Annotated in this window: 12 protein-coding genes; 9 read left to right on the top strand and 3 right to left on the bottom strand. The window is 61.4% G+C overall.

Annotation, left to right across the window (positions count from 1 at the left end; genetic code table 11):
• The first annotated feature begins 73 nt into the window (after window positions 1-73).
• The 4 genes from C1M53_RS29890 to C1M53_RS29875 all read left to right on the top strand — a co-directional run bounded on the left by C1M53_RS29890 (window position 74) and on the right by C1M53_RS29875 (window position 3,706).
• Window positions 74-547, top strand: coding sequence for a hypothetical protein (locus C1M53_RS29890; protein WP_129415669.1), 474 nt, complete (start codon window positions 74-76; stop codon window positions 545-547).
• A gap of 106 nt (window positions 548-653) precedes the next feature.
• The gene (locus C1M53_RS29885; RefSeq protein ID WP_129415668.1) at window positions 654-1,397 is read left to right on the top strand and encodes a 2OG-Fe(II) oxygenase; all 744 of its coding nucleotides are present in this window, start codon (window positions 654-656) and stop codon (window positions 1,395-1,397) included.
• A gap of 119 nt (window positions 1,398-1,516) precedes the next feature.
• Complete coding sequence (locus tag C1M53_RS29880) at window positions 1,517-2,056, top strand: methylated-DNA--[protein]-cysteine S-methyltransferase (protein WP_129415667.1); 540 nt, start codon at window positions 1,517-1,519, stop codon at window positions 2,054-2,056.
• A gap of 231 nt (window positions 2,057-2,287) precedes the next feature.
• Window positions 2,288-3,706 (top strand): APC family permease, encoded by a 1,419-nt coding sequence (locus tag C1M53_RS29875; RefSeq protein WP_129415666.1) that lies wholly within the window; start codon window positions 2,288-2,290, stop codon window positions 3,704-3,706.
• Between the two features lie 74 nt (window positions 3,707-3,780).
• Here the strand turns inward: C1M53_RS29875 and C1M53_RS29870 are convergent, their stop codons facing one another.
• Genes C1M53_RS29870 through C1M53_RS29860 form a run of 3 tightly spaced genes read right to left on the bottom strand, consistent with a single transcriptional unit; the run spans window position 3,781 to window position 6,089 of the window.
• Window positions 3,781-4,713 (bottom strand): Gfo/Idh/MocA family oxidoreductase, encoded by a 933-nt coding sequence (locus C1M53_RS29870; RefSeq protein WP_129415665.1) that lies wholly within the window; start codon window positions 4,711-4,713, stop codon window positions 3,781-3,783.
• Window positions 4,710-5,822 (bottom strand): PLP-dependent cysteine synthase family protein, encoded by a 1,113-nt coding sequence (locus tag C1M53_RS29865; RefSeq protein ID WP_129415664.1) that lies wholly within the window; start codon window positions 5,820-5,822, stop codon window positions 4,710-4,712. Before C1M53_RS29865 ends, C1M53_RS29870 begins: the two co-directional genes overlap by 4 nt.
• A 12-nt stretch (window positions 5,823-5,834) precedes the next feature.
• Entirely contained in the window at window positions 5,835-6,089 is a 255-nt protein-coding gene (locus C1M53_RS29860; protein WP_129416422.1) for a transcriptional regulator, read from the bottom strand.
• Window positions 6,090-6,595: 506 nt separating this feature from the next.
• On the opposite strand from C1M53_RS29860, the gene rpsL reads away from it, so the two are divergent.
• The 5 genes from rpsL to rpsJ all read left to right on the top strand — a co-directional run bounded on the left by rpsL (window position 6,596) and on the right by rpsJ (window position 11,236).
• Window positions 6,596-6,967, top strand: a complete 372-nt coding sequence (gene rpsL / locus C1M53_RS29855) for a 30S ribosomal protein S12 (protein WP_024927095.1) — start codon at window positions 6,596-6,598, stop codon at window positions 6,965-6,967.
• Between the two features lie 63 nt (window positions 6,968-7,030).
• Window positions 7,031-7,501 carry a 30S ribosomal protein S7 gene (rpsG, locus tag C1M53_RS29850; RefSeq protein WP_129415663.1) on the top strand — a complete coding sequence of 157 codons (471 nt, stop codon included), beginning with the start codon at window positions 7,031-7,033 and terminating at the stop codon, window positions 7,499-7,501.
• Between the two features lie 29 nt (window positions 7,502-7,530).
• The gene (gene fusA / locus C1M53_RS29845) at window positions 7,531-9,621 is read left to right on the top strand and encodes an elongation factor G (protein WP_129415662.1); all 2,091 of its coding nucleotides are present in this window, start codon (window positions 7,531-7,533) and stop codon (window positions 9,619-9,621) included.
• 65 nt (window positions 9,622-9,686) lie between these two features.
• A complete protein-coding gene (tuf, locus tag C1M53_RS29840; RefSeq protein ID WP_129415661.1) occupies window positions 9,687-10,862 on the top strand; it encodes an elongation factor Tu in 1,176 nt (391 codons plus the stop codon).
• Between the two features lie 65 nt (window positions 10,863-10,927).
• The gene (gene rpsJ, locus C1M53_RS29835) at window positions 10,928-11,236 is read left to right on the top strand and encodes a 30S ribosomal protein S10 (RefSeq protein WP_006205468.1); all 309 of its coding nucleotides are present in this window, start codon (window positions 10,928-10,930) and stop codon (window positions 11,234-11,236) included.
• The last annotated feature ends 16 nt before the right edge of the window (window positions 11,237-11,252 follow it).

Raw genomic sequence — 11,252 nt, 5'->3', positions numbered from 1 at the left:
TCTTTTGGCGATTAGGATCGGTGCGCAGCATGATGCTGCTTCGCGTCGATCACGGTCCCATTGCGAGGTTGCGATGAAACACGTTGCGCTTGCCGTCGTTCTTGCACTTGCGACCGCCCAGGCATCGGCCGGCGATTGGAAGTCCTACGGAAATGCCCGCTACAACTATTGGATCGATGTTCCGACGGATTTCTCTGCCATCGAGGAATCCGGCAATGGCGACGGTGGTATCGCGCAATCGGTTGATGGGAACGCCAGGCTCGCCGTGTGGGGCAGCTACCCGAGCGACGGTGGTTTTGCGAAGGACGTGAAGTGGCGCATCGACCAGGATGAGGCAGACGGCTGGTCGGTTGCCTATCAGCGGCAGAAATCCAGCTGGGCGGTGTGGTCGGGCTCGAAGGGCAATCGCGTCTACTACGAACGTGCGATCCTGGTCTGCAAGGAAGCGGTCGCTTACTTTCGTCTCGAGTACGACCAGGCAAGAGCGAAAGCGTTCGATCCGATTGTCGCCCGTCTGGCGAAATCGTTCCGAAGCGGGGATTGTTGAAACAACGCAAGAAACGGAATGCGGGACCGTAGTGAGGCTTCTAACTTTGGCGGCAGAAATCCGCTCCAGCCTTTGGGTGGAGAGCGGCCACGCCAGGGAGACCGCCATGAATGCCAGCGTCCACATCCGTCAATCGATCGGTCAATCCGTTGAACAGCGTGTCGCTGCTTATGATTGGGAGGTGCTTGGCGCCGAACTCGACGCTCATGGCTGCGCGGTGATCGGCAATTTGCTGTCCCCGCAGGAATGCGCGGAAATCGCCGCGCTCTACCCGCATGAAGAGCACTTCCGCAGTCACGTCGTGATGGCCCGCCATGGTTTCGGCAAAGGCGAGTACCGCTACTTCAGATACCCGCTCCCGGGCGTGATCGGCGGACTGCGTACGGCGCTCTATCCGCATCTTTCGGAAGTTGCCAATCGGTGGAATCTGCGCATGGGGATAGACCAGCACTATCCGACCGGACATCAGGACTATCTCGATCTTTGCCATGACGCGGGTCAGCAACGGCCGACGCCGCTTCTTCTTCAATACAAGGCAGGCGATTTCAACTGCCTGCATCAGGACCTCTATGGCGACCTTGCCTTCCCGATCCAGGTCGCGGTGCTGCTTTCCGAGCCCGGTCGCGATTTCACCGGTGGCGAATTTGTGCTGACCGAGCAGCGCCCGCGCATGCAGAGCCGGGTGGAGGTGGTGCCGTTGCGCCAGGGTGATGCCGTCGCGTTCGCTGTTCACAACCGGCCGGTGCAGGGCACGAAAGGTAATTACCGCGTCAACCTGCGCCATGGCGTGAGCAGGATTCGTTCTGGGCACCGACACACGGTCGGGATCATCTTCCATGACGCGCGCTGAGAGGTTCGCGCCTTTTTCCGTGAGGTTCGGAACACTCCTGACAGGAAAAGAGACGCGTCGCGGCTAATCTCGGTTGGTGTTGGTTGCCGACAAGACGCTGAAGAACTGCAGAGGAAGCGATGACACGGAAAAGCAAGGAACAGTTCGGGCTGGTGTCCGGAACGGTGACCACGCCGATCGGCCCGCTTGTCGTGATCGAGGACGAAGCCGACGCGCTCTTCATGGTCGAATTCGCTGACTGCGACCACCGCATGGACCGCTGGCTCCGGCATCGGCTTGCTTCCGGCCGCTATCGGTTGCGCGCAGGGACGATCTCGGCCAGGACAAGAGAGACGTTCGCTGCCTATTTCGACGGCGTGGTCGGCATCCTTCGCACCTTGCCCCTCAGGCTCGACGGGACATCATTCCAGAACGAGATGTGGACGACCTTGCGTGAGGTGATACCGGGCGAAACACTGGCCTATGGCGCTTTCGCCGAGAGGCTGGGGCGACCGAATGCAGCGCGTGCCGTCGGCCATGCCAACGGCACCAATCCGCTTTCGATCGTCGTACCCTGTCATCGCCTGGTCGGCGCCAACGGTGCACTCACCAAATACGGTGGCGGGCTGGAGCGCAAGCGCTGGTTGCTTGATCATGAAGCGCGTTGCGCCGGGGCCTGAATCGCCAGCGTCTCCGATCCAGGGCGAGCTGCCTCCACTGCATTTTTGGTCGCCTGTGCATCATGGGTGCGGCAGTTTGACATCGCTTGCCGCTGCTTCATACTCGCCCCGGGGATGAAGGGTGGGTCCGAAGTTTGATCCGCGGCCGGCACGGCAGCGGCTCATGCGTGAAACGAGGATGCGGTCTCCTGTCCGGCCTGATGGTCGCGGTGCCGCAGCGAGGAGGGACCGATGACCGATGCAACCCTGAAATCAGGCCAAACGGATGCGGCGGAGCCCAGCCTGCATCGCGTCATGGGGCCATGGCTGCTGCTGCTTTTTATTGTCGGCGACATCCTGGGCACCGGCATCTATGCGCTGACCGGGCAGGTGGCCAAACAGGTCGGCGGCGTGGTGTGGCTGCCGTTCCTGGTCGCCTTTATCGTCGCCGTCATCACCGCCTTCAGCTATCTGGAGCTGGTCACCAAATATCCTCGTGCAGCCGGCGCCGCGCTCTACACCCACAAGGCCTTCGGCATCCACTTCGTCACCTTCATCGTGGCCTTCGCGGTGATGTGTTCCGGCATTACGTCGGCCTCGACGGCTTCGCGCGCTTTCGCGGTCAACTTTTCTTCTGCTTTCGGTCTCGGGTTGGAAGGCGGCACCGGGATCATCCTGCTCGGCCTTGCATTCATGGCGATCGTGGCGGCGGTGAATTTCCGCGGCGTCGGCGAGAGCGTGAAGCTGAACGTTGTCCTGACCTGCGTCGAACTTACAGGCCTGCTCATCGTCATCGCCATCGGCCTTTGGGCGATCGGCATGGGGCAGGGCGACGTTTCGCGGGTCACCGAGTTCCATACGCCTGAGGGCGTCAACGCCTTCTGGCCTGTCATCGCCGCCACCACGCTGGCCTTCTTCGCCATGGTCGGTTTCGAGGATTCGGTGAACATGGCCGAGGAAACCAAGGAGCCGACCAAGATCTTTCCCAAGATCCTGCTTGCCGGCCTGCTGATCACCGGCGTGATCTACGTCCTGGTCTCGGTCTCGGCGGTCACGCTCGTCGAGCCGGCCGAACTCGGTGAGGGCGAAGCGCCGTTGCTGAAAGTGGTTTCTACCGGCGCACCGGGCTTCCCGATCTGGATATTCGCTTTCATCACCATGTTCGCGGTGGCGAACTCCGCACTGATCAACATGCTGATGGCCAGCCGTCTGGTCTATGGCATGAGCCGTGAGCATGTTCTGCCGCCAGTGCTCGGCAAGGTTCATGCGAGCCGCAAGACACCGTATATCGCCATCATCTTCACGACACTGCTCGCCTTCGGCCTGATCACCTTCGTCGGCTCGGTGCCGCAACTGGGTGGCACGACGGCATTGCTGCTGCTCTGCGTTTTCACCGTCGTCAACGTAGCGGTGCTGGTGCTGCGCAAGGACAAGGTCGACCATGACCATTTCACGGCGCCGACCATCCTGCCAGTGATCGGTGCCATCGCCTGCGGTTTCCTGACGGGACCATGGACCGGCCGCAATCCCGACCAGTACAAGATCGCCGGTGTGCTCCTGGCGATCGGCGTGGTGTTGTGGGTGGTCACCGTTTTCATCAATCGTGCAACGGGTGTCAAACCGGAAGCGCCGACGGTAGGCGAGGGCGGTATGCCCGGTCCCGTCAACTAGGCGATCGACAGGCTCGATTGAAAACGGCGGGTGTCTAAGCCCGCCGTTTTCGTGTGCTGTATCTTCCCGATGTGTCAGTCGAAGAAGGCCTCCACGACGTTGCGCTTGCCGAGCATGAAGGCATCAGCCACGTGCTGGAGCGGCGCGAGATCGACATCGGATTCATGGCTGCGCACCAGTTTGGAGAAGCGCCGGTACAGTGTCGGATATTCGGTGTCCGGGCCCTCCTGGAGCACCTTGCCGTCGACGGCGAGCCTGGAGCCGCCGGCTGAAAGCACCATCGAACCCTTGTCGGTCTCGGCCAGGATGTCCCAGCTTTGCGGTCCGGTCTGGCGCCAGTCGAAGTCGACGGCGACCGGGATGCCGGTGTCGGTGCGGAAGCTCACTTGAGCCGCGATCGGTGCGCAGCGGTTCTCGGGAAAGTCGAGCGTCGCCGCGGTGATGAACATCGGCGGCAGGATATGGGTGGCAATCGACAACGCATTGATGCCGGGGTCGAAGACGCCGAAACCGCCTGGCTGCCAGATCCAGTCCTGGTTCGGGTGCCACCGGCGGACGTCTTCCTTCCAGTTGATGGCTGCAGTCTTGATCCGCGCCGATGCAAGGAAAGCCCGTGCTGCTTCTACAGCGGGCGCGTAGCGCGAGTGCCAGGAGGCGAACAGTGTCACGCCTTTGCCGTTGGCGAGTGCCTTGAGCTGCTCGACTTCGCTCACCGTTGCGCCGGGTGGCTTTTCCAGGAAGACATGCTTGCCGGCAAGGATCGCTGCGCGCGCCGCGTCATGCCGGAACTGCGGCGGCATGCAAAGCGATACGGCCTCAATTTCCGGCGCGGCCGCCAGCAGCGTTTCGATGGCGGGATAGTTCGCGACGCCATCCACCTTTCCGTGTGGGCTGGCCGCTGCGACAAGTTTGTAGTCCTCGTCCCGGGCAAGTGCCGGCAGATGTTGGTCGCGGGCGATCTTGCCGACACCGACAATGGCTATGTTGATGGGGCGTGCAGCAGTCATCGCCAGCTTTCTTCAAGTTTGAGTTCGAATGGGCCACCGGCCAGGAAGCTCTCCAGCACCGGTTCGAAAGGTGAAGGATCGATGGCGTTGGCGCGCAACCAATCGTCCGAATAGTAGGTGTTGGCGTAACGCTCGCCTGAGTCGCAGATCAGCGTCACCAGCGAGCCGCTTTGTCCAGCTGCCACCATGCGCGCGGCGTGAAAGCACATCGCTGCGAAATTGGTGCCGGTCGAACCACCGACGCGGCGGCCAAGCCGGCGTGAAAGCACCCGCTTGGCTGCGATCGACAGCGCGTCCGGTATGCGCAGCATGTGGTCGATGACGCCGGGCACGAAGGACGGCTCGACCCGCGGCCGGCCGATGCCCTCGATGCGGGAAGGCCGTTCGCTGGAGCAGCCCGCATCGCGGGTCGAATAGCCTTCGAAGAACGCAGAATGTTCGACGTCGGCGACCGAGAGCCTCGTCGCGTGGCGTTTGTAGCGGATGTAGCGGCCGATGGTCGCCGAGGTGCCGCCGGTGCCGGCTCCCATCACCACCCATGAGGGAATCGGGAAGCGCTCCGTCCGCATCTGCTGGAAGATGGATTCGGCGATGTTGTTGTTGCCGCGCCAGTCGGTGGCACGTTCTGCGTGAGTGAACTGATCCATGAAGTAGCCGCCGAGTCGTTCGGCGAGCTCCGCGGATTCGGCGTAGATTCGCCGGCCGTCGTCGATGAAATGACACTTGCCGCCATAGTGCTCGATCGCGGCGATTTTTTCGCGCGACGTCGAACGCGGCATCACCGCATAAAAGGGCGAGCCGATCATGCGTGCGAAATAGGCCTCCGAAACAGCGGTGGATCCGGAGGATGCTTCGATCACTGCCGTGCCTTCACGGATCAGGCCATTGCACAGGGCATAGAGAAAGAGCGAGCGCGCCAGCCGATGCTTCAGGCTGCCGGTCGGATGCGTGGATTCGTCTTTCAGGTACAGGTCGATGCCGGGGAGGGGCGTCACGTCCAGCTTCCACAGATGGGTGTCGGCTGATCGATGCTGGTCGGCTTCGATGGCCGCGACGGCGCGGTCCGCCCAATCCCGCGATGTTGCCGTTTGGCCCTGCTCCCCAGCCACCGTCGTCTTCCGCTAGATCGGCTCGTCGAAGGTGACGATCGAGACTTCACCCTCGAGCGCGCCTTGATAGGCTGAAAGGTGTGGTTCCTCGTCGGGTTCTTCCTGCATCTCGCCGATCTGGTCGAGCTCGGCTTCGGCATACCCCTCGGCCGCGAGTGATTCCAGGGCGCGGCGCACGGCAGAATCATCGTCGGGTGCCATCAGCATCACATGGACACCTTCCGGCTTGCCGTTTTTCTTCTTCCAGACCCGACCTGTGATGATCATGACCGGACGGGGCTCGTCATTGTCGTTGAGAGGGTCCTGCAAAGACTGATTCCTTCATATGGGCCGCCCACACGGACGTTTTGCCCCTTTTTGCATGAAGCCGTGCCAGGGGACAGCCGCAACCCGGTCACTTTCTTCCTCGCATATGCAAAAAGGCGCAAGAATATTACATGCGTTGCGCGCATGGCAGCCAAGCCTCGGCCGAAGCGGAATTTCTAGGCTTGCGGGCTTGACGGTTTGCGATGTTGCGAGTAGAAGCCGCGACGTCTGAACCGATGTGAGGTCAGCTTTTCCGAGGCGTCGCGCCTTGGAGTTTGCCTCAAACAGGGTTCGTTTTACGAGCGAATGACATTTCCGTCACGCATGAAGCGGCAACGCTTCCTCTGCTTTTTGTTCGGGCAAGACCGCAAACGCGCGGTTTCGGCCCGAATTTGCGTATGGAAAGCCGCTTGAAACGGCCCATAACGGGTTTGCGACACGAGATTGAGAACTAGAAGGAAGGTTTAATGCCTACCGTAAACCAGCTGATCCGCAAGCCGCGCCAGGTGCCGGCAACGCGAAACAAGGTCCCGGCCATGCAGCAGAACCCGCAGAAGCGGGGCGTCTGCACACGCGTTTACACGACCACGCCGAAGAAGCCGAACTCGGCTCTGCGCAAGGTGGCCAAGATTCGTCTGACCAACGGTTTCGAAGTGATCGGCTACATCCCGGGTGAAGGCCACAACCTTCAGGAGCACTCGGTTGTCATGATCCGTGGCGGCCGCGTGAAAGACCTTCCGGGTGTGCGCTATCACGTCATCCGTGGCGTGCTCGACACCCAGGGCGTCAAGAACCGCAAGCAGCGCCGTTCGAAGTACGGCGCCAAGCGTCCGAAGTAAGGTTTTCCGGCTTCGGCGCTTTTTGTTTGTGCGCCAAGCCTGCGAGATTGAGAGACAAGAACCATGTCCCGTCGTCACAGTGCAGATAAGCGTGAGATCAACCCGGATCCGAAGTTCGGCGATCTGGTGATCACCAAGTTCATGAATGCCGTCATGTATGATGGCAAGAAGTCGGTTGCCGAGACGATCGTCTATGGTGCGCTCGATCAGGTGCAATCCAAGACCAAGCAGGAGCCGGTGTCGGTTTTCCATCAGGCGCTCGACAACGTCGCTCCGCACGTCGAAGTGCGTTCGCGTCGCGTCGGTGGTGCGACCTACCAGGTTCCGGTCGATGTTCGCCCGGAGCGTCGTCAGGCTCTCGCCATCCGCTGGCTGATCACGGCTGCACGCAACCGCAACGAGACCACCATGGTCGACCGCCTCTCCGGCGAGCTGATGGACGCGGCCAACAACCGCGGCACCGCTGTGAAGAAGCGTGAAGACACCCACAAGATGGCGGAAGCCAACCGCGCTTTCGCGCACTACCGCTGGTAAGCGCGAACGAGACTTGAGAGGCACCTCCCATGGCCCGCGAATATAAAATCGAAGACTACCGCAATTTCGGTATCATGGCGCACATCGACGCCGGCAAGACGACGACGACTGAGCGCGTCCTGTATTATACGGGCAAGTCGCACAAGATCGGCGAAGTCCACGACGGCGCTGCCACCATGGACTGGATGGAGCAGGAGCAGGAACGCGGCATCACCATCACGTCCGCTGCGACCACCACCTTCTGGCAGGGTCGTGACGGCAAGATGCGCCGCTTCAACATCATCGACACCCCCGGCCACGTCGACTTCACCATCGAAGTCGAGCGTTCGCTGCGCGTGCTCGATGGCGCCATTGCGCTGCTCGACGCCAACGCCGGTGTCGAGCCGCAGACCGAGACCGTCTGGCGTCAGGCCGACAAGTATCGCGTTCCGCGCATGATCTTCTGCAACAAGATGGACAAGATCGGCGCCGATTTCTACCGCTCGGTGGAGATGATCGGTTCGCGTCTCGGTGCGCAGGCTGTCGTCATGCAGCTGCCGATCGGCGCTGAGTCCGAGTTCAAGGGCGTTGTCGACCTGATCGAGATGAACGCACTGGTCTGGCGTGACGAATCGCTGGGCGCTGCCTGGGATGTCGTCGAGATCCCGGCCGACCTCCAGGCTCGCGCCGAGGAGTTCCGCGAGAAGCTCATCGAAGCCGCCGTCGAAATGGACGACGATGCGATGAATGCCTATCTCGAAGGCAATCTGCCGTCGAACGACCAGCTGCGTGCGCTGATCCGCAAGGGCACCATCGCAGTGAAGTTCTTCCCGATGTTCTGTGGCTCGGCCTTCAAGAACAAGGGCGTGCAGCCGCTGCTCGACGCCGTTGTCGAATACTTGCCGTCGCCGATCGACGTTCCCGCCATCAAGGGCGTTGACGCCAAGACCGATGCCGAGATCGAGCGTCATGCGGACGACAACGAGCCGCTGTCCATGCTCGCTTTCAAGATCATGAACGATCCGTTCGTCGGCTCGCTCACATTCGCCCGCATCTATTCGGGCAAGCTCACCAAGGGTTCGTCGCTCGACAACACCGTGAAGGGCAAGAAGGAACGCATCGGCCGCATGCTGCAGATGCACGCCAATTCGCGCGCCGACATCGAAGAGGCTTTTGCCGGCGACATCGTCGCTCTGGCCGGCCTCAAGGAAACCACCACCGGCGACACGCTGTGCGATCCGCTGCATCCGGTTATCCTGGAGCGCATGGAATTCCCGGATCCGGTCATCCAGATCGCGATCGAGCCGAAGACCAAGGGCGACCAGGAAAAGATGGGCCTCGCGCTGCATCGCCTGGCTGCCGAAGATCCGTCCTTCCGCGTCAAGACCGACGAGGAATCGGGCCAGACCATCATCGCCGGCATGGGCGAACTTCACCTCGATATCATCGTCGACCGTATGCGTCGCGAGTTCAAGGTCGAGGCGAATGTCGGCGCGCCGCAGGTTGCCTACCGTGAGACGATCACCCGTACCCACGAGCAGGACTACACCCACAAGAAGCAGACCGGCGGTACGGGCCAGTTCGCCCGCGTCAAGCTGGTATTCGAGCCGAATCCGGAAGGCGAGGACTACGTGTTCGAGTCCAAGATCGTCGGCGGTTCGGTTCCGAAGGAATACATCCCGGGTGTCGAAAAGGGCATCGGTTCGGTGATGTCTTCCGGCCCGTTCGCTGGCTTCCCGATGATCGGCGTCAAGGCGACGCTGATCGATGGCGCCTTCCACGACGTCGACTCCTCGGTCCTGGCCTTCGAAATCGCTTCGCGTGCTGCTTTCAGGGAAGCTGCCCCGAAGCTTGGCGTCCAGCTGCTTGAGCCGATCATGAAGGTCGAGGTCGTTACGCCAGAGGATTACGTCGGCAACGTCATCGGTGACTTGAACAGCCGTCGTGGCCAGATCCAGGGTCAGGAGACCCGCGGTGTCGCCGTCGTCGTCAATGCAATGGTGCCGCTGGCGAACATGTTCAAGTACGTCGACTCGCTGCGCTCGATGTCGCAGGGCCGCGCCCAGTACACGATGCAGTTCGACCACTACGAGCCGGTTCCGACTGCGGTCGCTCAGGAAGTCCAGAAGAAATACGCGTAATTCCGAGGAATTGCGTCAGTAACCAGGTTTAACGCCTTCGGGCATGCAGGAAATGGAGACCTCACATGGCAAAAGGTAAATTCGAGCGTACGAAGCCTCATGTGAACATTGGCACGATTGGTCACGTTGACCATGGCAAGACGTCGCTGACGGCAGCGATCACGAAGTACTTTGGCGAATACAAGCCTTACGATCAGATCGACGCGGCTCCTGAAGAGAAGGCGCGCGGCATCACGATCTCGACGGCGCACGTCGAGTACGAGACGCCGAACCGTCACTATGCGCACGTCGACTGCCCCGGCCACGCCGACTATGTGAAGAACATGATCACCGGTGCCGCCCAGATGGACGGCGCGATCCTGGTTGTTTCGGCCGCTGACGGCCCGATGCCGCAGACCCGCGAGCACATCCTGCTTGCGCGTCAGGTTGGCGTTCCTGCGATCGTGGTGTTCCTGAACAAGGTCGACCAGGTCGACGACGCCGAGCTTCTCGAGCTGGTCGAGCTGGAAGTTCGCGAGCTTCTGTCGAAGTACGAGTTCCCAGGCGACGACATTCCGATCATCAAGGGCTCGGCGCTTGCTGCTCTGGAAGACTCCAACAAGGAGATCGGCGAGACTGCGATCCGCAAGCTGATGGAAGAGGTTGACGCCTACATCCCGACGCCGGAGCGTCCGATCGACAAGCCGTTCCTGATGCCGATCGAAGACGTGTTCTCGATCTCGGGCCGCGGCACGGTTGTGACGGGTCGCGTCGAGCGCGGCATCGTGAAGGTCGGCGAGGAACTGGAAATCGTCGGCATCCGTCCGACCACGAAGACGACCTGCACGGGCGTCGAGATGTTCCGCAAGCTGCTGGACCAGGGCCAGGCTGGCGACAACATCGGCGCGCTGCTGCGTGGCGTTGACCGTGAAGGCGTCGAGCGCGGCCAGGTTCTGGCCAAGCCGGGTTCGGTGAAGCCGCACAAGAAGTTCAAGGCTGAAGCCTACATCCTGACGAAGGAAGAGGGTGGCCGTCATACGCCGTTCTTTACGAACTACCGTCCGCAGTTCTACTTCCGCACGACGGACGTGACGGGCATCGTCTCGCTGCCGGCCGGCACCGAGATGGTGATGCCTGGCGACAACATCACCGTTGACGTCGAGCTGATCGTGCCGATCGCCATGGAAGAGAAGCTGCGCTTCGCTATCCGCGAAGGCGGCCGTACCGTCGGCGCCGGCATCGTCGCTTCCATCGTCGAGTAAGAAGAACAAGAGATCTGTCGCGGGCGGGAATACGCCCGCGCCGCGCCAGAACAAGGAATAGACGCATGAACGGACAGAATATCCGCATCCGACTTAAAGCGTTCGATCACCGCGTGCTCGATGCTTCGACGCGGGAAATCGTTTCCACGGCCAAGCGCACCGGCGCTAACGTCCGCGGCCCGATTCCGCTGCCGACCCGCATTGAGAAGTTCACGGTCAACCGTTCGCCGCACGTCGACAAGAAGAGCCGCGAACAGTTCGAGATGCGCACCCACAAGCGCCTGCTCGACATCGTGGACCCGACCCCGCAGACGGTTGATGCGCTGATGAAGCTCGATCTGGCCGCCGGCGTGGACGTCGAAATCAAGCTCTAAGAGCTGAACCATGAGC

The organism is Mesorhizobium sp. Pch-S (assembly GCF_004136315.1).
GTDB lineage: Bacteria > Pseudomonadota > Alphaproteobacteria > Rhizobiales > Rhizobiaceae > Mesorhizobium.
Note: the sequence above shows the minus strand (reverse complement) of the source record. Positions and strands in the feature narration are given on the sequence as shown.

Bases quoted from the DNA above. Each gene is read 5' to 3' on its own strand.
- tuf (WP_129415661.1), top strand. From the start codon at position 9,687: ATGGCAAAAGGTAAATTCGAGCGTACGAAGCCTCATGTGAACATTGGC.
- C1M53_RS29890 (WP_129415669.1), top strand. From the start codon at position 74: ATGAAACACGTTGCGCTTGCCGTCGTTCTTGCACTTGCGACCGCCCAG.
- rpsL (WP_024927095.1), top strand. From the start codon at position 6,596: ATGCCTACCGTAAACCAGCTGATCCGCAAGCCGCGCCAGGTGCCGGCA.
- C1M53_RS29870 (WP_129415665.1), bottom strand. From the start codon at position 4,713: ATGACTGCTGCACGCCCCATCAACATAGCCATTGTCGGTGTCGGCAAG.
- C1M53_RS29875 (WP_129415666.1), top strand. From the start codon at position 2,288: ATGACCGATGCAACCCTGAAATCAGGCCAAACGGATGCGGCGGAGCCC.
- rpsJ (WP_006205468.1), top strand. From the start codon at position 10,928: ATGAACGGACAGAATATCCGCATCCGACTTAAAGCGTTCGATCACCGC.
- rpsG (WP_129415663.1), top strand. From the start codon at position 7,031: ATGTCCCGTCGTCACAGTGCAGATAAGCGTGAGATCAACCCGGATCCG.
- C1M53_RS29880 (WP_129415667.1), top strand. From the start codon at position 1,517: ATGACACGGAAAAGCAAGGAACAGTTCGGGCTGGTGTCCGGAACGGTG.
- C1M53_RS29860 (WP_129416422.1), bottom strand. From the start codon at position 6,089: ATGATCATCACAGGTCGGGTCTGGAAGAAGAAAAACGGCAAGCCGGAA.
- fusA (WP_129415662.1), top strand. From the start codon at position 7,531: ATGGCCCGCGAATATAAAATCGAAGACTACCGCAATTTCGGTATCATG.
- C1M53_RS29885 (WP_129415668.1), top strand. From the start codon at position 654: ATGAATGCCAGCGTCCACATCCGTCAATCGATCGGTCAATCCGTTGAA.